At 72.5% G+C, this 23,051-nt stretch carries 10 protein-coding genes; 4 read left to right on the top strand and 6 right to left on the bottom strand.

Annotated elements, in window-relative coordinates; genetic code table 11:
* Positions 1–7: 7 nt before the first annotated feature.
* From ACW9TB_RS03230 to ACW9TB_RS03210, 5 genes are all read right to left on the bottom strand, one after another.
* Positions 8–1,921, bottom strand: a complete 1,914-nt coding sequence (locus tag ACW9TB_RS03230) for a RiPP maturation radical SAM C-methyltransferase (protein ID WP_472746386.1) — start codon at positions 1,919–1,921, stop codon at positions 8–10.
* A 622-nt stretch (positions 1,922–2,543) separates the two neighbouring features.
* A complete protein-coding gene (locus ACW9TB_RS03225) occupies positions 2,544–4,130 on the bottom strand; it encodes a 5-guanidino-2-oxopentanoate decarboxylase (protein WP_472746385.1) in 1,587 nt (528 codons plus the stop codon).
* A 45-nt stretch (positions 4,131–4,175) separates the two neighbouring features.
* Positions 4,176–5,393: a Glu/Leu/Phe/Val dehydrogenase dimerization domain-containing protein gene (locus tag ACW9TB_RS03220; RefSeq protein ID WP_472746384.1), complete on the bottom strand. Its 1,218-nt coding sequence runs from the start codon at positions 5,391–5,393 to the stop codon at positions 4,176–4,178.
* Positions 5,390–5,893, bottom strand: a complete 504-nt coding sequence (locus ACW9TB_RS03215; RefSeq protein ID WP_472746383.1) for an SET domain-containing protein-lysine N-methyltransferase — start codon at positions 5,891–5,893, stop codon at positions 5,390–5,392. The genes ACW9TB_RS03220 and ACW9TB_RS03215 overlap by 4 nt, the downstream gene beginning before the upstream one ends.
* Positions 5,894–5,958: 65 nt before the next feature.
* Positions 5,959–10,365, bottom strand: a complete 4,407-nt coding sequence (locus tag ACW9TB_RS03210; protein ID WP_472746382.1) for a type I polyketide synthase — start codon at positions 10,363–10,365, stop codon at positions 5,959–5,961.
* A gap of 1,105 nt (positions 10,366–11,470) precedes the next feature.
* On the opposite strand from ACW9TB_RS03210, the gene ACW9TB_RS03205 reads away from it, so the two are divergent.
* Positions 11,471–12,055 (top strand): hypothetical protein, encoded by a 585-nt coding sequence (locus ACW9TB_RS03205; protein ID WP_472746381.1) that lies wholly within the window; start codon positions 11,471–11,473, stop codon positions 12,053–12,055.
* A gap of 484 nt (positions 12,056–12,539) precedes the next feature.
* Here ACW9TB_RS03205 and fabI read toward each other — a convergent pair whose 3' ends face one another.
* Complete coding sequence (gene fabI / locus ACW9TB_RS03200) at positions 12,540–13,304, bottom strand: enoyl-ACP reductase FabI (protein ID WP_472746380.1); 765 nt, start codon at positions 13,302–13,304, stop codon at positions 12,540–12,542.
* 469 nt (positions 13,305–13,773) lie between these two features.
* Here fabI and ACW9TB_RS03195 point away from each other — a divergent pair, with 469 nt between their 5' ends.
* The 3 genes from ACW9TB_RS03195 to ACW9TB_RS03185 all read left to right on the top strand — a co-directional run bounded on the left by ACW9TB_RS03195 (position 13,774) and on the right by ACW9TB_RS03185 (position 22,996).
* Positions 13,774–15,564, top strand: coding sequence for a fatty acyl-AMP ligase (locus tag ACW9TB_RS03195; protein WP_472746379.1), 1,791 nt, complete (start codon positions 13,774–13,776; stop codon positions 15,562–15,564).
* Complete coding sequence (locus tag ACW9TB_RS03190; protein ID WP_472746378.1) at positions 15,561–21,176, top strand: beta-ketoacyl synthase N-terminal-like domain-containing protein; 5,616 nt, start codon at positions 15,561–15,563, stop codon at positions 21,174–21,176. Before ACW9TB_RS03195 ends, ACW9TB_RS03190 begins: the two co-directional genes overlap by 4 nt.
* An 809-nt stretch (positions 21,177–21,985) precedes the next feature.
* The gene (locus ACW9TB_RS03185) at positions 21,986–22,996 is read left to right on the top strand and encodes a hypothetical protein (RefSeq protein ID WP_472746377.1); all 1,011 of its coding nucleotides are present in this window, start codon (positions 21,986–21,988) and stop codon (positions 22,994–22,996) included.
* Positions 22,997–23,051: the final 55 nt, after the last annotated feature.

Genomic DNA, 23,051 nt, shown 5'->3' with positions numbered 1-23,051 from the left:
CTCCTCCTCAGTGCTGGGTGACCAGTCGCGACGCGTCCGGCTCGGTGTCCGCGGCCCGCCGGTGGACGCTCGACTTGGTTCGTTGCAGCTCGCGGTTCGCCGCCACGGCCGCGACATGGATGAACTGGTCGTTGTCGGTGAAGACGACGCCGTGACCGCGCCAGTCCGCCAGGATCCGGCGGACGACCTCTTCGGAGACGCCCTCGGCGAACTCGGCCGAGAGCTTGCGGGACAGCACCGGAACACCGCGCGGATCGTCGAGCAGGCGGAACAGCGCGCGTTCCACCGGGTCGTCGAGGACGAGCGTCGACCAGTGGAAATGCGGTCGCGTGTTGATGAGGACGATGCTCTCGCCCAGGTCGTGATAGGTGAGGCGGCTCTCGGCCGCCACCTTCTGCCAGTCGGCGGTGGCGACCTGCAGCCGGTGCGCGATCTCCTCGTCGATCCCCGCCGGTCGCGCGTCGAAGGAGTACGCGAGGTCGAAGCTCTCGTTCTCGGGAAGATCGAAGATCAGCCGATGCGGGAGGGTGGGCCGCAGGTCCGGGAAGCCCAGCTCAGGCCGGTCGAAGTAGGGGCTGAACCGTTCGATGATGATCCGGCTGATGGCCTCGGGCGGCCACAGGTGGTGGAGCGCGGGGAACTGCTCGATGACGGCTGTGTAGTCGGCGGGCGTCTCTCCGGGGAAGCCGTAGAGGTAGTTCCAGAGCACCTTGATGCCCAGAGATTCGGCGTCCCTGATGATCCGCACGTTCTGACAGCCCGTCACGCCCTTGTCCATCAGTTTCAGGACGTGGCTGTTGAGGCTCTCGATGCCCGGCTGGATCGTGACGATGCCCGCGTCGGCGAGGATCCGCAGCTGGTGGCGCCGCAGGTTCGACTTCACCTCGCAGTGCAGGCGCAGGTCGTAGTCGGCCTGGGCGAGCCGGGGCAGGAGCGAGGTGAAGTAGGCCATGTCCAGGATGTTGTCGACCACGAAGACGTCGAGGACCCGGTGGCGTTCGACAAGCTCCATGATCTCTTCGTAGAACCGTCCGGGGCTCTTGCTGCGGAACTCCATGGACGAGCCGTTGAGGCCGCAGAACGTGCAGTGGTGCTTGGCGCCCCACCAGCATCCGCGCGCCCCCTCCACCACGAGGACCGGTTCGAACCAGGACCGCGCCACCGACGTCGACCACCGCCTGAAGAACTCGGAGTAGTCGGGCGGGACCAGGGCGCCGGGCGGAATGGGCTTCTTCTCCATGGGATTGGCCACGGAGGCGCCGTCCGCCCGGCGCCAGCACAGTCCCGGGATGTCCTTGAGATCTCCCTTGCCGAGCAGCGCCTCGATCAGCGCCGGGAAGCTCAGCTCTCCCTCTCCCCGGACGACATGGTCGACGCAGGGGAAGTTGCGGTGGATGGCGGCTCCCTGGGGGCCGTCGCAGTTGGCGCCGCCGAACACCGTCACGATCTCCGGGGCGAGGCGCTTGATGTGCCGCGCCGCGGCCAGCGAGGCGACGCTCTGCTGGAACGTGGACGTGAACCCGACGACGTCGGGGGCCATCGCGACGATGCGTTCGGCGAAGTCCCGGACGAACTCGTCGCTCAGCGCGCGCAGCTTGAGCATCAGGTCGACCCGTTCCCCGGGGAACTCGGCGCGCGCCATCCGCTCGAACTCCTCGGCGTGGCGTTCGGTGTCGTGCAGGGCGGGGGCGAACACCCAGTCACCGCAGCTTCTGAAGTGGGAGTCGACGGCGAAGAAATTGTAGTCGGCCGGGGAGATGGGGCAGCGTTCGGCGAGCCAGTCGACGTAGTCGAGGTTTCCGAAGACGGTTTGGACATCGATATCGGTGAGTTTGGTCCGCGTGAGCCGGGTAAGTATTCCAAGCGCGATGGGAGACATGTCGATCGCCGCCCACGGCATCGAGACCAGGAGAATACGCATAATCACCTTTGTTCAACGGAAAGAGTGAAAGCATCGACGGGCAACGCGACCCGGAGCCGCTCGACGTCTCCGTCTGTGACGAGCACCGGCCGGTCGGGGTGGAGTTCTGTGGCCGCGTTCGCCGCGGCGATCTCAGGCCGTACTCGTCAAGGTGATCCGGAGTGTGGCCAGCGGTTCGGCGGTCCACCGGTATGATCCCGGCCTCGGCCGGGTGTCCGGTGAACGGTTCGGGGGAGCGCGCCCGGATCCCGCCGGTCTTGTCGATCCACGCGACGAGCCCCCATGGTGACCCCTCTCCCACCGCGGTCCGCCCCGGCGGAGCCGTCTGATTTATCGCTTTCAGACGCCGATATGGGCGATCATCTGTATTCCAGATGAGAATGTCAAGAGGGTTATATGGACCTGTTTACGGAAGGTGAATTCGAGTTTTCCGTAAATACGGTGCGTAACGGAATGGACACCGAAATGCCTCCAGGTTGAACGGCATGCAATACACCGAATGGAGACGCTCTCTAATCCTCATTGTGTACGCATTGTCGGCGTAACTGAGTACGCCTCGATAGCCATCATCGGCGACCGGCGAATCTCCCGAGGAGCCGGGCACCCGGCGAACCCCGCCCGCTCACGGGCGCCCCGGGAGGTGGTCGGCGCGGGGTTCGGGGATCTCGATGACGGTGGGGCAGGGGACGGTGAGCGCCCGGGTGACGGCGGCGCGCAGTTCGGCGGGGCTGGTGACGCGCACCCCCTCGCCGCCGTAGGCGCGGCCCAGGGCGGGGAAGTCCGGCCCGAGCAGATCGACGCCGATCCTGGGGATGCCGCGTTCGGCCATCTCCTGGGCGATCATGCCGTAGCCCCCGTTGGCCACCACCACGACGGGCAGGGACAGGCCGAGCTCCACGGCCGTCGCCAGCTCGTTCACGGTGAACTGGAACCCGCCGTCGCCGGTGAGCGCGGTGACCGGCCGTCCCGGCACGCCCAGGGACGCGCCGATGGCGGCGGGGAGCGCGTACCCGAGGGTGCCGAAGCCGGTGGGGTACAGGAAGCTGCCCGGCCGTTCCACCCGGAAGCCGGTCAGCGCGCCCAGGTAACACACCCGCGCGCTGTCGTTGACCAGCACCGCGTCCTCCGGCAGTGCCGCGCGCAGCGCCCGGACGACCGGCCGCCAGCGCTCGCCGTACGCCGTCACGGCGGCGCGGGCCGCCGTCCGGGACAGGCCCCGGCCCGCGTTCCCCGGGCGGGGGGTGAGGGCGGGCATCATCCGGGCGAGCGTGCCCGCCGCGTCGCCCACCAGCGGGTACGCCGCGGGGACGGGGCGGTGCACCTGGTCGGGGTCCACGTCCACCCGTACGATCCGGCCGGGCAGGTCCAGCGCGCCGGACCAGGTGTCCGTGTCCGCCAGCTCGGTGCCGACGGCGAGCACGACATCGGCCTCGCGCAGCAGGTCGCGGATCTCCGGTACGTGGAGCGCGGCACCGAGCGAGAGCTCGTGGCTCTCCGGCAGGACCCCCTTGCCGTTGGCGGTGGTGACCACCGGTGCCGCCAGCAGCTCGGCCACCTCGCGCAGCTCGCCCGCCGCGTTCCGCGCACCGCCACCGGCGATGATCACCGGTTTCCTCGCGGTCGCCAGGACGCGCGCGGCGGCGAGGGCGGCCTGCTCTGAGGAGGAGGCGGGGGCGGCGCGCACCGGGGCCGCCACGGGGATGTCGGAGGCGCTGGCCAGCAGGTCGTAGGGCACCTCCACGTGCGTCGGCCGGGGGCGGCCGGTCGTGAACCCGGCGAACACCGAGGCCAGCACCCGGGGGATCTCCGCGAGCGTGTGCACCCGCCTGCTGCCGCACACCGCGGCGAGCGCCGCCGACTGGTCCCTGACCTCGTGCAGCAGCCCCGACCCGCGCTCGTGGTCCAGCGGCACACCGGGAGAGAGGAGCAGCATCGGCACGGAGTCGGAATACGCCTGCCCCGCGGCGGCCACCGCGTTGAGCAGCCCGGGGCCGCTCGTGGTGATGACGACGCCCGGCCGTCCGGTCACCCTCGCGTAGCCGTCCGCCGCGTACCCCGCGCCCTGCTCGTGGCGCGGGGTGACGTGACGGGGGCGGCCCGCGCCCAGATGCCGGTAGATCTCCAGGTTGTGGGTGCCGGGGATGCCGAAGACCAGTTCGACGTCGTGCGCGCGCAGCGCGGCGACCAGCAGCTCTCCCCCGGTGGGCATGTCATCCTCTTCCGTGGCCGTCTCGTCCCACCGCGGTCTCGTACGTCAACCGGACCGGGATCCCCTGGCGCCGCCCGCCGCGCGTTCTCCCTCTTCCCCCTCGGCGCCCATCGCCTCGCCGTTGGCCTCGGCGATCGCCACCGCGGCCTCCCGCGGGGCCACCCCGCCGGTCGCGGCGGCGCGCTTCATCCGGCCCACGAGGTCGTCGATCGTCTCGTCGATCCTCGCGAACGCCGACTCCGCGGTGGGCGCGATGTCGCCGAACAGCGTCCACCACCACCAGGCGTTGGCCGCGGAGTTCACCACGAAGTCGGGCAGCACCTCGACGTTCCGCCCGGCCAGCGCCGCCTCCGCGCCGGGGGTGACCGAGGCGTTGGCCGCCTCGACCACGTACCGGGCCCGCACCCGCTCGTGGTTGCGCTCGTGGACGGCGTACGACACGGCCGCGGTCACCAGCACGTCGGCGTCGACGCCGGTCCACGCGTCGCCGGGCAGCTCGCGGTCCCCCGGCGCCAGCCGGTCACGGTTGATGCCGCCGTACAGCGTGCGCGTCCGCAGCATGGTCTCGACGTCGAGCCCGCCCGGATTCACCACCAGGCCGTCGGCGTCGGTGATCCCCACGACCCGCAGTCCGTGGCGTGCCAGGTAGCGGGCGGTGGCGCCGCCCATGGAACCGAAGCCCTGGATCACCACCCGGGCGTCCGCCGCGCGTTCCCCGTTGTGCCGCAGGGCCGTCACCACCGCCCGGGCCACGCCGTAGCCCCCGGCCAGGTCGCCGAGGCCGATCTCGTCGACGGTGACGGCGAACGCGCTCGCCAGCCGCCGCAGCCCCGCGTCGGCACCGTCGGGCACCTGCGCGAGCGCGGCCTCGACCGAGCTTCGCATGCCGATCTCGCCCATCAGGCCGTCGATGGTGGCCTGCCGGACCCCCAGGTCCTCACCGGTGGCCCAGTGCTCTCTCAGCAGGGGACGCATGGCGAGGAAGTACCGTTTGAGGACGTTTCGCGCCTCCGGGTGCCGTGGATCCAGGTCGATGCCGCCCTTCGCGCCGCCGAACGGGCGGTACCGGTCACCGGGGCGGAAGAGGACCGTCTCCTTCAGCGACATGACCCGGGCCAGGTCCGTGACCTCGTGCAGGGTGCATCCGGAACGCATGCGCACGCCGCCGCTGGCGACCCCGCGCCGCAGCCGGTCCACGACCAGGTGGCCGACCACGCCGGTGACCTCGTCGGTCCAGGTGACCCGCAGGTACGGCGCCCTCACTTGTCGCCGCTCCCGGCGAGGGGTTTCCCGCCCTCCGTGGGAGGCTTCCCCTCCTCCGTGTCGAACAGGCCGAGGACGTGCTCGTTCACCCGGTACCGCGCGAGGACCTCGGGGGCCAGGTAGCGCGTGCCCGTGACGAACTCGATGCAGGACCCGGCCCCGCACTCGCACAGGAACGGGCAGGCCATGTCCCATTCGGAGGCGGGGTAGAAGATCGACACCTCGTCACCGGCGCGGATCGCGCGCTCGGCCACCAGCCGCCTGGCCGAGGCCGCGAAGTAGGCGTTGGGCGCGCACGAATGGTTGAGATAGCGAATCTCCCCGGCGTCGATGTGCCGGTCGACCCCGACCTGCAGGGTGAAACGAGAAGGGACGGCCAGTTCCACGTCGGCCGTCACCTCCATGATCGTCTCACCCGGTGCGAAGTCCCGGGACGTGACGATCCCACTGCCGCCGGGACGCCCCTCGACGACGTTCAAGAACCCGCCACCACTCCACATGTCCGCTCCTTATCGGTTTCTTTCGGCCTGACCGGCGCGGGCGTGAACGGCCCCTCGCCCTGTCCTCAGGGGCCGGATGACGGATCGCTCAGCAGTTCGTGCAGATGATCGGTGAGGATCTCCACCGTCGGGTGCCTGGCCAGCCGCAGCGGAGGCAGCCGCCGGCCGAGCACCACCCGCAGGCGGCGCTGGATGAGCAGGCCCATCAGCGAGTCCATGCCGACGTCGAAGAAGTTCTCGTCCACGCCGAGCGCCTCCGCTTCGGGGAACCCCAGCACCTCGGCGACCACGACGCGGACGTGACGGCGCAGGCTCTCCCGGGTGCCGTCCGGCGGCGCGTCGCGGTCCTCGGGCGCCGGGGCGGTCAGCTCCCTGAGCAGCGGGGACGGGGCGGCCGAGTCGGCGCTTCCCAGCAGGTCCCACTCGGCGTCGGCCACGACGGTCTGGACCGCCGCACCGGCGAGCACCGGCCCCAGGGTCCGTACCGCGCGGTCGCCGGGCATCAGGCGCAGCCCGGTGCCCTCGAACAGGGACTGCTGCGGCGTGCCCTCGATTCCCTCGCGCCACGCGCCCCAGTTGACGACGTGCCCAGGCAGGCCGCGCAGCCGACGGGCGTGCACGAAGGTCTCCAGGTAGCAGTTGGCGGCGGCGTAGGCGGGATCCCAGCCGCCGAACAGCGCCGCCAGCGCGGAGAAGCCCAGGAAACACCGGACGTCGTGCTCCTCGCCGAGGCGGCCGAGCAACTCGGTGCCGTCGACCTTGGAGGCGAACATAGCGGCCAGGTGGGTCTCGTCCATGTCCTCCAGCCGCGCGGTGCCGCCGGTGAGGGCGGCGTGGACGACCGCGCGCAGCGGCGGCAGGTCGGCGCCGAACCGGCGGGACAGCGCGCTCATGGCGGCCTCGTCCGCGACGTCGGCACGTACGTCGCTGACCGGCACTCCCTCGGCGCGCAGGCGCGCGGCGGCCTCGGCGGACTCCCCGCGCAACCCGCCGCGCGACACGACCACCAGGTGACGCGCGCCCAGGCGGACCAGGCCGGGCAGCAGCGCCGGTCCGATACGTCCGGTACCGCCGACGACCAGGCAACCGCCGTCCCCGGGGATCGGGGGCCCGGCCTCGGCCGGTACGTCCTCGACCGGGCGGAGGCGGGGAACGTGACGTGTGCCGTCCCGGTAGGCGGCCTGCGCGTCGCCCGGTTCCGCGCCCAGCTCGGCCAGGACGTACGCGGCGTCGTGCTCGGACGCGGTGGGCGCCAGGTCGACCAGCCCGCCGTAGAGGTCGGGGTGCTGTACGGCCAGCCACCGGCCCAGTCCCCACACGGGCGCGTGGGCGGCGTTGAGCTCCGGCTCACCGCCGACCGCCTGCGCGCCACGGGTGACCAGCCACAGACGGGACGACCGGCCGGACGCGGCCAGGGAACGGACCAGGCCGAGGACGTCGGAGGCGGTGCGTCCGGCGCGGGCGGTGTCGTCGCCCGCGCCGGACCCGGTCGCGAGAAGGACCACGTCGGTCGTGCCGCGCGCCCGCTTGGCGGCCACCGACAGTCGCGTCGAACCCGCGACCGCGCCACCCGTACGCAGCAGGCCGACCAGGTCGGCCGCGAGCGTCTCGTCCCCCTCGTCCTGGGGGACGACCAGCCAGTCCCCACCCGGCGGCGCGGGCGCCTCCGCCCGTTCCGCCGTCGGCCACGTGACCCGCAGCATCCACTCGGTCGCGGGCGTCGGCGCGGGCTCGGCGGACGGTGGCTTCGGCCTGGGCGTCGCCGCCCAGAAACGGCGGTGCCGCCAGGGTGTCGAGGGAACGCCGGTCGTCGTCCCCTCGGGGAAGATCCGGTCCCAGTCCACGCGCTGTCCGGCGGTGTAGATCCTCGCCAGGCCGGTCAGCAGTTCCCGCCGGGCGGGCTCGTCCCGGCGCAGGCTCCAGGCGACGGTGAAGTCATCGCTTTCCAGCGCGTCCAGCAGGGTGTCGTCCAGTGCCTTGCCGAGCACCGGGTGCGGGCCGATCTCAAGGAACAGGCGGTGACCGTCCCCGGCCGCGGCGCGTACCGCGTCGGCGAACCTGACGGGTTGCCGCAGGTTGGCCACCCAGTAGTCGGCGTCGAGCACGGGTGTCCCGTCCCGGGGGCCGCGCACGGTGGAGTAGAACGGCACCTTGGGGCCGCCGGGCCTCAGGTCGGCCAGCGCCTCCCGCAGCGGACCGGCGAGCGGGTCCATGGCGGGCGAGTGCGAGGCCACGTCGACCTTGATCTCGTGAACGTCGATGCCGTCGGCGGCCAGCTTGTCCATCAGCGTTCGCATCGCCTCGGTCTCCCCCGAGGCGACGGTCAGGTTGGGCCCGGCGAGCACGGCGATGTCTATCCTGCCGAGCCCGGCGGCCTCGGCGACGGCGGCGCGTACCGTGTCCGCCGACGCCTCGATCGAGGCCATGATCCCCTGGCCGGCGACCGTGGACAGCAGCCGGGAGCGCCGGCAGACGATCGCGGCGCCGTCGCGCGGGCTGAGCGCTCCCGCGACGACGGCGGCCGCGATCTCGCCCATGGAGTGACCGACCACGGCGGCGGGCTCCACGCCATGGGAACGCCAGGCAGCGGCCAGCGCGATCTGCATGGTGAACAGCAGGGGCTGGACCGTCGCGACCCCGAGCATCTCCTCGGGCCGTCCCGCCCGCAGCACCGCCTCCGGGGAGAATCCGGCCTCGGCCCGGACAAGGGGGTCCAGCTCGGCCACGGCGGCCGCGAAGGCGGCGTCGTGTTCCAGGAGCTCCCGCGCCATGCCCGGCCACTGGCCGCCCTGCCCGGAGAACACCCACACCGGGCCTTTGGCGTTGGCTCCGGCCGCCGTGGCGGCCACCCCCAGCGACGGCCGGGCGTCGGCGAGCGCGGTCAGCCCTTCGATCAGCTCGTCACGGGTGCCCGCGACGACGGCGCCCCGGGCGGGACGGCCGGCGCGCCGCTCCAGGGTGCGCCCGAGGTCGGCCAGCGGTACCTGACCGTCGTCGCCCTTCAACCAGGACGCCAGCCCGGCCGCCGTGTCCCGCATCCGTTCGAGGGTCGTCGCCGCGACCGGGTAGAGCGCGAGGCCGGGGTCGGCGGGCGGGGCGGTGACGCGCGTGTGCTCCTCCAGGACGATGTGCGCGTTGGTCCCGCTGAACCCGAAAGACGAGACGGCGGCCCGGCGTACCCCCTCGCCCGTGGGCCACGGCGTCGCGCGGTCCGGGACGAAGAACCGGCTGCGTTCGGCGTCGATCGCGGGGTTCCAGCGGTCGAAGTGCAGGTTCGGCGGGATCGTGCCGAACCGCACCGCGAGCGCCGCCTTGATCAGGCCCGCGACGCCCGAGGCCGCCTCCAGGTGCCCGATGTTGGTCTTGACGGCACCGAGCGCGCAGCGCGGCGTCTCGCCGCCCGTACCGTAGACCGCGTGCAGGGACTCGAACTCGATGGGGTCGCCGAGCGCGGTTCCCGTGCCGTGGGTCTCGACGTAGCCGACCGACCCTGAGGCGACTCCCGCGATCTCCAGGGCACCGCGCATGACCTCGCGCTGCGCGATGCCGCTGGGTGCCGTGACCCCCTGTGAGCGGCCGTCGGAGTTCACCGCCGAGCTGCGGATCACCGCGGTCACCGTGTCGCCGTCGCGGACCGCGTCGATGAGCCGCTTGAGGACGACCACGCCGCAGCCCTCGCCTCGGACGAACCCGTCGGCGGCGGCGTCGAAGCTCTTGCAGCGGCCGTCGGGGGCCAGCATCCCCCACTGCGACATGGCGATCTGCGTGTCGGGGTCGAGGATGACGTTCACGCCGCCGACCAGCGCCAGGTCGGTCTCCCGCAGCCGCAGGCTCTGACAGGCCAGGTGTACGGAGACCAGCGAGGCCGAGCACGCGGTGTCCACGGCGACGCTGGGACCGCGCAGGCCGAGGAGGTAGCTGATGCGGCCGACCGCCACGCTGTGCGCGGTTCCGGTGCTGCTGTAGGCGTCGGGTTCGGTGGCCTGGAGATTGCGGTAGTCGGAGTGGTAGACACCGGCGAACACGCCGGTGCGCGACCCCGCCAGACTGTCGGGCTCGATGCCGCCCTGTTCGAGCGCCTCCCAGGCGACCTCAAGGAGGATGCGCTGCTGCGGATCCATGGAGACCGCCTCACGCGGCGAGATCCCGAAGAACTCGGCGTCAAATCCGGCCACGTCGTCCAGGAAGCCGCCCCAGCGGGAGTTCATCCGGCCGGGGACGAGCGGATCGGGATCGTAGACGGCGCTCGCGTCCCAGCGGTCGGCGGGGATCTCCCCCACGCCGTTCCGTCCTTCCAGGAGCAGCTTCCAGTAGTCCCGCAGGCCGTTGACGCCTCCGGGCAGCCTGCACGCCATGCCGACGACGGCGATGGGCTCGCCGGCGACCGTCGTGGCCGCCGCACGCGACCGCGCGTCCAGCTCCTCGCGCCGATCCCGCTCCAGCTTCGCGAGCCGCTCGCCGATCCCCGTCATGCCGCACCGACCTCCCAGCCGGACGCGCCGATGCCCCGCCCGTCTTGTCCGTTGCCTTTTCCGATGCCTCGCCCGCTGCTTTGTCGGCTGCTTCGTCCGCCGTGGAGCGGGTCGACGCGGCCGAGGCGGAGGGCGGCGCCGACGCGCACGAGCCCGGTGACGTTTCGTCGAATCGCCCGCCCGGCCCGATCCTCCGGTCGCCGGGCGGCGATTCGATTCTGTTTCATGTTCGGTAATGATGGTTGCCGGATCCTCAATTCAGCAATGACCTGAAATGAGCAGGCGACTCGTCAATTCGATGTAGTCAATTTCGCGACCGGCAAGATCCCGGATTTCCCTTCCGGCGCTTTCCGGTACGGCCCGCGACGGCGGATCATCTCGCGGCGTCGAGTGAATGGCCCATGATCGCCGGTGCCGGGATCTTCGCTCACCCCCCGCGGAACGTGGCCGACGGCGTCGTCGGGGGGCTTCTCGTCGGTCGGCGGCCGATCGACACGGAGCGGCCCGGCCGCACCGGTGGCGCCGTCACCAGGCCGTGGCCGCGTATCACCGGTCAGCACGGAGCCGTCGATCCCGAGCCGAAGGGCCGGACGTGGAGAATGGTGTTGAATGCGGCTTCTCCCAGGTCATGGTTTATCCGGACATGTCACCAGACCGTAGTAGTGGTTACGCGGATCGTAGCGGAGTAATGGCGGAAGTCGCGTTCATCGCGGCTTTTCAGTGTTTCCACTGTGCCGTACGGCGTTGACCTGAGGTTTTATGCCGGAACGCGGGGCGGATCGGCCCGGAGTCGCGCAACGCGGGAGGACCGCCGCCCTCCTTTCGACGTACGCGAACTACCTCCTTTCGGTGTACGCGAACTTCCTCCTCAAAGGGGTTCTCTCGCGGGCCCTTGGCGGCTCATCATGGACATGTTGGTATGAAGCGATGCGACGTTACCTGAGACGCCGGTACTATGCGAGCGATAAACGCGGCCGACGAAGATTGGCATTCGACGGCGACCGGCACGCCATGGAGGTGAGTGAGCGGAAAAACATTCCATTTTGAGACAGCGGCCCCTGTGTCGCCGCTGTACACAACCGATACGGAAAGTGGGCGCAAAAACATGATCTTCGGCCTCATCGTGGCCTGTGAAATCGCCTTCTGGGTCGTTCTCGCCGCCGGGCTGGCCGCACGTTATCTGCTCGGCCGGCGGTTGATCGGCGCGGTGCTGCTCGCGGGTGTTCCGCTTCTCGACCTCGTGCTGCTCGTCGCCTCCTACTTCGATCTGCGCGCGGGAGCGACGGCCGGGCCCCAGCACGGACTCGTGGCCGTGTACGTCGGGTTCTCCGTGGTCTTCGGTCCGAGCATCATCCGGTGGGCCGACGACCGGTTCGCGCACCGGTTCGCCGACGGCCCCCCTCCGCGCCGCCCGCCCCAGTCGGGCCGCCCCTACATGCGCTACGAGTGGCGCCAGTTCGGCAAGGCCTGCCTGACCTGGGTCATCACCTGCGGACTACTGTTCGCGATCATCATGTTCGTCGACGATCCCGACCGTACCGGTCACCTTTGGGCGTGGGTCAGGTCCATGACCACCATGCTGGCGATCTGGGTGATCTGGCCCATCGTGGCGACGTTCTCGGCCGGTGACAGCAAGAGCGATCCGGCACAGGAGCCCGTCCAGAAGGGGCACCCCCGGAACGAGGGGTGATCGGCGCGACGCCCTCTCGTGTCGTGAGATCGGGTAGCCGAGGTCCGTCGGGACGGCCGTGGCGGTCGGTGGCGGCGATGCCGGTCCAGCCGACCGGACGCACACCGAGCCCGGGGTTCGGGGCGAGTGAACGGACATCGACGGAGACCGCCGTCGGCCCGCTCGGGGCCGACGGCTTCGCCCTGACGCGTGGAGCCCTGACATGTCCTGACGTGTTGACGTGTGGAGACGCGCAGACAGGGCCGGTGACACCTGCTTCGGGCGGGGATCCCCGCCGTCGGCACCGCCTCCAGGCGGCACCGCACCGGGCAGCCATCGGCCAGGCGGACAACGTACGGCCTGCTCGGCTGCGGGAACGATTCAGCGTCCGATCTCGCGAACCGTGAGGAAGAAGGCCGGGAGTCCCCCGGCTCAGGTGCCCATGGCGTGCCTGCTGCCATCCACGTGAACGATCTCGCCGGTGGTCGCGGGGAACCAGTCCGGCTCAGGTGCCCATGGCGTGCCTGCCGCCGTCCACGTGAACGATCTCGCCGGTGGTCGCGGGGAACCAGTCCGAGAGCAGGGCCGCGCACGCCCGTGCGACCACCGTGTGGTCGTCGGGTCGCCAGCCCAGCGGTGCGTGCTCGTCCCATTCCGCCAGTGAATCCCTGAACCCGGGGATGTTGGACGAGGCGACCGTCCGCAGCGGCCCCGCCGCGACCAGGTTCATCCGCACGCCGTGCGGGCCCAGGTAGTGCGCCAGATACCGGGCACACGACTCCAGCCCGGACTTGGCGACCCCCATCCAGTCGTAGCCGGGGGACGCGCCGCGGCCGTCGTAGTCGAGCGCCACGATCGAGGCGCCGGGACGCAGCAGCGGCAGCACCGCGCTCGTGAGCGCCTGGAGGGAGAAGGTCGACACCTGCAGTGTCGTCGCCACGTCCTCCCACGAGGTCCGCAGGAACTGCCCGCCGAGGGCACCCGGTGGCGCGAACGCGACCGCGTGCAGGACGCCGTCCAGCCCGTTGAAGTGCACGCCGACCTGCTCGGCCAGCGCGTGGAGTTGTGTGGTGTCGGTGATGTCCAGGTCGACCACCGGCGGCGGTTTGGGGAGCCGCATGGCGACCCGCTCCACCAGACTGCGGCGGCCGTAGGAGGTGAGCACGACCTCCGCGCCCTCCGCCTGGGCCACCCGGGCGACCTCGAAGGCGATCGACGAGTAGGTGAGCACTCCGGTGATCAAAATGTTCTTGCCGTCGAGAATTCCCATATGCCTCACCGCGTATTTTTTGCTTATCGCAAGCTAACGGCGAGGTCGATTCGATGTCAATGAGGATCGTCCCGATGACAAACCGGGTGAGATTGCCGGTGCATCCTTTTGAGGGGACGTTCGCGGGCGTGATTCCGCTGGCGGGTGGCACGAAGGCCGGGAAATACGCTCCGGCGGAGCACTCCGGCCGTAATACCAAAGTATGAGGCCGCTGCTTATTCCGGGTCATTGCCTGGCCTTCCGGCGGTCAGGACCATGGAGCTTATGGGACATTGCAGAAAGGCCGCTCCCGCGGACCGGCGGAATTCCCCGGCACCGGCTCGCGGTACGGGGGGCGGGTCGTGCGCGAGCCCGCGGGCGGACCGATGAATACGGCGGCCCCGCCTACCGGACCCGTGACCACGCCGACTCCGCCCACCGGACCGGTTTGCTCACCGGTCCCGCTTACCGGACCGGTGAAGGGAGCCCCGTGAGCCTGCCCGCGTTCCCCGGTGGCGAGCCGGACGACCTGGTGACGATCCTGCGTCGCCGGGCCACGCGCACACCCGAGCGGGTGGCCTTCTCCTTCGTGGACTTCGCCGCCGACCGGGCGGGGCGGGCCCGGGCCGTCGACTACGAGACCCTGGACGAGCGCGCCCGCGCGGTCGCCGCGACGCTCCAGCGGATCTGCGCGCCCGGCGACCGGGTGGCGATCTCGTGCCCGAACGGTCCCGGCTACGTGGACGCGCTGCTCGGCTGCCTGTACGCGGGCTGTGTCGCGGTGCCGCTTCCCGGGCCGGAAAGGCCGGGCCAGACCGTCCGGCTGCGCGGTGTGCTGGCCGACTGCTCGCCGCGCTACGTGCTCACCACGACCGACGCGCGCGCCGACGTCGAAGCGGCGCTGGGCGACGCGCCGGAGGACACCGGGTGCGCGATCCTGTGCGTCGACCAGGTGCCGACGGAGACGGCCGCCGACTGGACCGACCCGCCGCGCTCGCCCGGCGATCTGGCGTTCCTGCAGTACACGTCGGGCTCCACCCGCGAGCCGGTGGGGGTGTGCGTCACCCACGCCAACCTGCTCGCGTGCGTCCGGCAGATCGAACAGCGGTCGGAGATGGACGACCAGTCGGTCGTCGTGTCCTGGTTGCCGTTCTTCCACGACATGGGACTGATCTCCGGCATAGTGCTGCCGCTGGGCGCCGGTGCCCACGCGGTGCTCTTCACCCCGATGGCGTTCCTGCAGGAGCCCGCCCGCTGGCTGCGGCTGATCTCCGACTACCGGGGCACCTGGACCGCCGGCCCCGACTTCGCCTTCGACCTGTGCGTACGCCGTGTCGGCCCTGACCGGCGCCGCGACCTGGACCTGAGCTCGCTCACCAGCGTCACCAACGGCAGCGAGCAGGTCCGGCCCGGCAGCGTCGAGGCGTTCCTGGACGCCTTCGGTCCCTGCGGCCTCGACCCGGCGGTCGTCTCGCCCGGCTACGGGCTGGCCGAGGCCACCCTCGGCGTGACCGCCGCCGTCCGGGGCGCGGTGATCCGTACCTTCGACCGCGCGGAGCTCGCCGAGGGCCGCGCCCGCCCGGCCGCGCCCGGCGGGACGCCCGTGCGGGGCCTGGTGGGTTGCGGGCCGCCGCTGCCGGAGGTGGCCGTACTGGTCGCCGACCCGGAGACGGGCGCGGAACTGCCCGCCGGCCGGGTCGGCGAGGTCTGTGTGCGCGGCGCCAACGTCGCCGAGGGCTACTGGGGGCGGCCCGACCTGACCCGCGCGGTCTTCGTCGAGCGCCCCGGCGGGCCGCCGGGCCGCTGGCTGCGTACCGGCGACATGGGCTTCCTGTACGAGGGCGAGCTGTACATCACCGGCCGCAGCAAGGAGCTGGTGATCGTGGACGGCCGTAACCACGCCCCCGCCGACATCGAGCTGACCGTCGAGCAGGCGCACCCGGCGATCCGGCCGGGCGGCGTGGCGGCCTTCGCGCTGGAGACGGCCGACGGCGAGGGCCTGGGCGTCGTCGCCGAGCTGCGCGGCGGACGGCTCGACGAACCGGCCGCCGGGCTGGCCGACACGGTGAACGCGATGCTCGCGGCCGAACACGGGCTGCGGGCGAAGGGGCTGGTGTTCGTCCGGCCTGGACGGCTTCCACGGACCACCAGCGGCAAGATCCGGCGCACGGAGTGCCGTACGCGGTTCGCCGCCGGTGGTCTCGACCCGCTGGACCCCGCGGTGATCGACACGGTGATCGACGCGGTGGCGGACGGCGTGACGGCGGACGGTGCGCGATGACGGCCCCGGGCCGCCGGACGCCGACCGAGGCCGAGATCCGGAACTGGCTCGCCGATCGGCTGGCCCGCCGCCTGCGGCGGCCCCCGGCCGAGGTGGATCCGGGGCGCCCCCTCAACGAACTGGGGCTGAGCTCCCGCGACATCGTCGAGATCACCGGCGAGCTGCAGGAGTGGCTTGGGACCGTCGTCGATCCCGCGCTCGTCTACGCCCACCCGACGGTCGCCGGGCTGGCCCGCGCGTGCGTTCCCGGACGGGGCGAACCCGCGGTGGCCCCGGAGGACCGGGTGTCGCCGTCCACGGCCGGGCCGGTGGCCGTTGTCGGGATCGGCTGCCGGTTCCCCGGCGGCGTCACCGATCCTTCGGCGTTCTGGGAGATGTTGTCGGCGGGTCGTGAAGGCGTCGGCGAGGTTCCCGCGGACCGCTGGCGGGAGTGGACGAGGCAGGAGCCCGCCGTCGCGCGCCTGCTGGGCGGGGCGGTCCCCCGGGGCGGGTTCCTGGCCCACGACGTGGGCGGGTTCGACGCCGAGTACTTCGGCGTCTCGCCGCGTGAGGCCGCCGCGATGGACCCCCAGCAGCGGATCGCGCTGGAGGTCGCGGTCGAGGCGCTGCAGCACGCCGCCATCGCCCCCGGCGCGCTGGCGGGCACCCGTACCGGCGTGTTCGTCGGCGCGTCCACCTCCGACTACGGCCAGATGCTGTTCCGCGACCTGACGGCGGTGAACGCCTGGACGGGCACCGGCGCCAGCCCGAGCATCATCGCCAACCGGATCTCCTACTGGCTGGGCGCGCACGGCCCCAGCCTCGTCGTCGACACCGCCTGCTCCTCGTCCCTGACGGCGACGCACCTCGCCGCGCGGAGCCTGGCCTCGGGGGAGAGCGACCTGGCGCTCGTCGGGGGCGTCAACCTCATCCTGTCGCCCGGGGTGACCGTCAACTTCCACCGGGCGGGGGCGATGGCCGCCGACGGCCGGTGCAAGACCTTCGACGCCGCCGCCGACGGCTACGTCCGCGGCGAGGGCTGCGGCGTGGTGGTGCTGAAACGGCTGGCCGACGCGCGCCGGGACGGCGACCGTGTCCTGGCGGTCCTGCGCGGCAGCGCCGTCAACAGCGACGGCCCGTCCAACGGCCTGATGGCCCCCAACCCCGACGCGCAGGAGGCCGTGCTGCGGGCGGCCTGCGCCGCCGCCGGGCTCGACCCCGGCGAGATCGACTACGTCGAGGCGCACGGCACCGGCACCATGCTCGGCGACACCGTCGAGGCCCGCGCCCTGGGCCGGGTGTTCGGCGCGGCCCGCGACGCCGACGCGCCGTTGCCGGTCGGATCGGTCAAGACCAACATCGGCCACCTGGAGGCCGCGGCGGGCGTGGCGGGACTGATCAAGGTGGTGCTGGCGCTGGCCAACGGCCGCGTACCGCCGAGCCTGCACTTCACCGTTCCCAACCCGCACATCGACTTCCACGGCGCGCGCCTGCGGGTGGTGACACCGGAGCTCGACCGGCAGGAGACGGCCGACCGGCCGAGGCTGCTCCGCGCGGGGGTGTCCTCGTTCGGCTTCGGCGGCGGCAACGCCCACGCGGTCCTGGAGCGGGCGCCCGCCGGTGAACCGGAGGCGGACGCGCGGCCCGCCGACGCCTCCGACCGTCCGGGCGTCTACTGCCTGCCGGTCGCCGACCCGGAGAGGACCCTGGCCTTCGCCTCGGCGCTCGCCGACCGGCTGGACGCCCCGGACGACGCTCCCGCCCTGGCGGACGTCGGGTACACCCTGGCGCGGCGCACCGCCGGGCCCTGCACCGCCGTCGTCGCCGGTTCCCGGGGTCAGCTCGTGGCCGAGCTGCGCGACCTGGCCGCCGGACGGCCCGGCCCGGCCGTGTTCCCACCGGCCCGCGCCGCCGCCGGGGAGGGGCCGGTGTGGGTGTTCCCCGGGCAGGGGGCGCAGTGGACCGGGATGGCGCGCGGCCTGCTGGCCGAGGAGCCCGCCTTCGCCGCCGCGGTGGACGAGCTGGACCCGCTGTTCGTCCGCGAGGCCCGGTACTCGCTGCGGCACGCCCTCGAACGAGGCCGCCCGCTCGTCGGCATCGACCGCGTCCAGCCGGTGCTGTTCGGCGTCCAGGTCGCGCTCGCCGCGCTCTGGCGCGCGCACGGCGTCACACCGGCCGCGGTGATCGGCAACTCGATGGGCGAGGTCGCCGCCGCGGTGGTGGCGGGGGCCCTCACCCCGGCGGACGGGGTCGCGGTGATCGTACGGAGGTCCCGGCTGATGGCCCGCGCCGCCGGACGCGGCGCGATGGCGGTGGCGGACCTCACCGGCCTCGGGGCGGAGGACCTGGCGGCCGGATTCCCCGGTGTCGAGGTGGCGGGTCATCTCGCGCCCGGCCAGAGCATGATGGCGGGCGACGCGGAGGCCGTGGCGCGGTTCGTCGCCCGGCTGGAGGGCGAGGGACGGCTCGCCCGCACCGTACGGGTGGACGTGGCCTCCCACTCCAGCCACATGGACCCCCTGCTGGGCGAGCTGGCCGAGCAGCTGGGCGAGGTGACCGGCACCGGCGAGCCGACCTGCGAGTTCCTCACCACCGTGCTCGACGACCCGCGCAAGGCGCCCGACTTCACCGCGGCGTACTGGGGGGCGAACCTGCGCCGCCCGGTGCGGTTCGAGCAGGCGGTACGGGCGGCGGCGGGCATCGGGCCCTTCGTGGAGATCTCTCCGCATCCGGTGCTCACCCACGCGGTCGAGGAGACGCTGCGCGCGGAGGGCGTCGCCGAGCCCGTGGTCGTCCCGACACTCCGCCGCGACTGCGACGAGCCGTGGACGTTCAGGACGGCCCTGGCCCGCCTCGTCGCGGCGGGCCTTCGTCCCGACCCTCCGGCGCTGCACCCGGCGGGCCGCGTCATCGACCTGCCCGCCGTCCCGTGGCGCCACACCCGCCACTGGATCGCGGACACCGCGCCCGATCCCGGCCTCCCGGCGCCCGCCCCCGGCACCCTGCTCGGCGTGGCCGACACGGTCCCCGCCGAACCCGCGATCCGGACGTGGCGCGCGCTGTGCTCACCCGAGGCGCCGCCCTTCCCCGGCGAGCACACCGTCGACGGTGTGCCGGTCGTTCCGGCCGCGGTGCTGCTCAACACGCTGCTGCGGGCGTCCGGGACCGGGGCGGTCGCCGACGTACGGCTGCTGCGCCCCGTGCTCACCGGCCTGCGCCTGGAGGCCCAGGTCACCGAGCAGGGTGGTGCGCTGCGGCTGGCGGCCCGCCCGCAGGCGTCACCGGACGCGGCGTGGGTGGAGCACCTGACCGCGCGCATCGCCGTTCCGGACCAGGTCCCGTCGCCGGACGCGGGGTGGGTGGAGCACCTGACCGCGCGTACCGCCGGTCCGGGCCCGGTCCCGCCACCGCCCGGTCACGCCCCGGACGGCGACCGGCTCACCGGCGCGGACGTCGACGCCCTGCTGGACGGCTCGGCCGCCGGGCGGGCCTACCCGTGGCACGTGACCGAGGCGTGGCGCGCGCCGGGCCGGTTGCGCGGCGCCGTCGAACTCACCGACGGCACGGCCGGGCTGCTCGACGCGGTCCTCCACCTGGCCCCGCTCGCGGTCGTGGACGACTGGCGGGGGACGCCGGTCCCGTCCGGCGTGGGTCATCTGGCCTGCGTCGCGGAACCGGCCGGGCACGCCGTGATCGACGTGCGCGTTTCCGGGGAGACCGGGCGTGGCGGGGTGGTCATGGACGTCGTCGTCACCGGCCCGGACGGCGAGACCATGCTGACCGCCGGTCGGCTCACCTACGCGCTCCTGGACACGGTGTCCGGACCCGACGTCGTGGACGCGCGGCGGCTGACGTTCGCCCCGCGCTGGGAGCCCGTCGACCTCACGACGGCCGCCCCACCGGCCTCGGTCGCGGTCGTCGGGCCGCCCGGCCCGTTCACCGGGCGGCTCGCGGCCGCCCTGCGTGACCGCTGCGGCCGGGTGCACCTCGGCGAGTCCGTAGAAGGGCTCCCGGACGTCGAGGCGATCGTCCTCGCGCCGCTCGCGGGCACCGCCTCCGCCACCCCGTACGAGGACGCCGTCGCGACGGTACGCCGCGCCGCCGCCGCGATCGCGGCGGCGGGGGGTTCGGCCCGGGTCTGGCTGGTCACCAGAGGGGCGCGGTCTCCACGGGATGTCTCCGGCACCCTCCAGTCCCTGCTGTGGGGGCTGGCGGGAGTCGCGGCAGCCGAACACCCGGACCGCTGGGGCGGAGTGGCCGACCTCGACGACGAGGACGACGCGACGTTCGCCGCGCTGGCAGGGGTGCTCGGCCTGCGCCGGGACGGTCCCCTGTCGATCGTCGCGGGCGGCGTGACAGGGCTGCGGCTCGCCCCTGTCGGCGACCCGCCGGACGGTACGCCGACAGCGTGCCGTCCGGACGCCGCCTACCTGGTGACCGGGGGTCTCGGCGCGCTCGGGCTGCGGACCGCCGGGTGGCTGGCCGAGCGCGGCGCGCGCCGCCTCGTGCTCGCCGGGCGCACGCCGCTGCCCCCGCGCGGGGACTGGGACCGGCGTGCCGCCGCCGATCCCGCCACGGCCGTACGGGTGGCCGCGATCCGCGCGCTGGAGGCCCGTGGCGTCGCCGTCCAGGCCGTGGCGCTGGACGTCGGCGACGTCGCGGCGCTGCGCCGTCTGGTCCGCGAGCGCGACCGGGCCGGGCTGCCGCCGGTGCGCGGCGTCGTCCACGCGGCCGGGGTCGTGGGCGACCGGCCGCTGCGCGACCTGGACGACGACACCGTCCGGGCCGTCCTGTGGCCCAAGGTCGCGGGCCTGCTCGCCCTGGACGCCGTCTTCCCGGTGGACGACCTGGACTTCCTCGTGCTGTTCTCGTCGGCCGGGGCGCTGTTCGGCGTGCCCGGTCAGGGGCCGTACGCGGCGGCGAACGCGTTCCTGGACGCCTTCGCGCGCCGGCGCGGCCGGGACGGCGCACGCGTGGTGAGCCTCGGGTGGGGGCCCTGGGACGGTCTCGGGTTCGCCGCCGACGCGCGCCTGGTCGACGAGCGGACGCGCGCCGCCGGGCTGCGTCCGCTGCGCGCGGAGGAGGCGTTCGGCGCGCTGGACCACGTGCTACGGCACCGGACGGCCCAGGCCCTGGTCGTCGCGCCGGGGAGCGCGCCGGACACGCCTCCCGAAGGACTGCTCGCGGACGTCCTGGCCGGACCCGGGGCCACGGCGGACACGGGCGCGGACACGGACACAAGCGCTGCCCGGCCCGCCCGTCCGGACTGGACGGCGTTCCCGCCGGATGAGCTGGGGCCCGCCCTGACGGCGGTCGTGCGGGAGGCGGCCGCGGCCGAGCTCGGCCTGCCGGTCGGGGATCTGGCCGACGACCGGCCACTGGCCGAACTCGGCCTCGACTCGATCATGGGGCTGGCGTTGCGCCGCAGGCTGGAGCGGCTGACCGGCGCGACGCTGTCCGCCACGGTCCTGTGGAACTACCCGACGGTGGCCGCCCTGACCGCGCTGCTGACCGAACGCCTGGCCGGGCCGCCTTCCCCGGGTGCCCCCTCGGACGCTCCTGCGGGTGCTCCCTTGGGTGATGACCAGTCCTGGTCGGCGCTGCTGGAGCGGGTCTCGGCCGACGACGGCTGACGAGACCACCCCGGACCGTCGGCGGGGACCGGATGCCTGTCCTGGCCCGTTGAGGGGAACCGGACGCCTGTTCCGGACCGCTGGCGGGGATTGGACGCGCGGTCGGGCCGGGCCGTCCGTGTTGTCGCGGGGAGAACCCGTCGCCGTGATCGGGGTCGGCCGTCGGCTGTCCGGCGGCGTCACGGCCCGTCCGCGGGGACACCGGCGGCCGACCGGCTGTATTGGCCGTCGTATTGGCCGCCGGTTCGAGCAGCTGCCGGATCGCGTGCGACAAGATGTCGACGCCCCCTGCCGGACGAGGTCCGTTCTGCCGGACGAGATCCGGACGAGATCCGTTCCCGTGTGCCCGGGAGTCCGGGCCGCCCGGACGGCGTACCGGCCGGCCGTCACCGCCGGCGCGGCGAGAAACTACGAATGTAGTACATGTGCCCGGGACTGATTCGCCGAGAGCCGAAAGAAATGAACGGCCCGCCGGTCCCGAAAATGCCCTATCCCCGGTAACTCTTCTGTCCGGACCGCCGGTGCGGACGGGAGTGATAAACGGTTACGTGCCACTGCTTATTTCGCTGTAATTCGTATACTAATTCTGGAGTACCTCACCGAAAAGAGTCAGCGAGAAAGGTGCTCTGACCTGGGAAAATGAAGAAGGAGTTACGCATTGTCGAAGTTCACTCACCCTCTTTGATCCCCTTCTTGGTAGCCAGGAAGTTTATTGATGAGCTGCTCTTGACAGTTCTCGGACAGGTGCGCATTATTGCCTTGAGTATCCGGAAAGAATTTCATCGGATTGCGAGACGGGTGGGGTGTGAATGAAGGATCATCCTGTGTCCGGCAACGGGGGCGGCGACTCTGCGGAGATCTCGACCGCAAAACTACGTGACGTCTTTCCGGGCGGAGAAATCTACGCGGTGAGCGACGACGAGACGCTTCTTCAGAGCGCCTCCCGGTACGGGCTCACAGGCATCCCGATGGCCGAGGCCGACGACCTCCCCGAGGGTGCCAACGTGGTTCTCCTTCTCCGGAACCACATGCTGAGCAAGGAGATTCGCAAGCGCTTCCGCAAGGCCAAGGTGCTGTTCGTCCCCATCTCCAGCTTCGGCACCGAGCTCGAATCGGCCCTCTACACCCTGCGGCTCACGCTTCTGACGGACTACGCGGTCGCCGTCGAGCGGACCCGCCGGTGGATCGACGAGCTCAGGAGCCTGACCGAACCGATCAACTTCGTCTCGCAGGGGCCGTCCTCGGCGGGGGACCTCACCACGAACTTCGTCTGCACGCTCGCCGACGACCTCACCCTCGACGCCTGGGCCTCGCCCACCATCGGCACCGGGCAGTGGGTCGGCGTGGGGAGCTACTGCGAGATCGCACTCACCGCCCGCGGCTTCTCGGCGGACCGCCCGCGCCCCTTCACCATCGACGGCACCGCCGTGGCCTCCGGGGTCCTGGCCGCCCGCGACCCGAGGTTCGACGAGGCCGGTGACGCCCGGATCCGGGCCGCGGACGACCTCCGGCGCGAGCTCAACCGGCGCGGCCCGATCGTGCTGCGCCTCAAGGGCGGCGTGCTCTCCGACGTGCGCGCCGGTGGCGAGGACTTCACCGACGCGCTTCTCGAGGTGACCAACCCGGAGTACGGGCTGCACGCCCTCGAACTCGGCCTCGGGACCAACCAGCATGTCCTGCCGTACGTGGACTGGACCGTCAACTCGCAGCTCAACGAGGGGGCGGGGCCGGTGCACATCGGCTTCGGCGACGGGATCACCGGCGCCCATATGGACTTCGTGGTCGCGGATGCGGCCCATCACTTCGGCTCATCGGTCTGATAGCCGTCACCAGCGTCCATGGGACGCCTCTCTGAGATGTCCCATGGCGATGTCC

This window comes from Streptosporangium sp. H13245 (assembly GCF_055690525.1).
The sequence above is the reverse complement of the archived record's forward strand: the minus strand, read 5'-3'. Positions and strand labels throughout refer to the sequence as shown.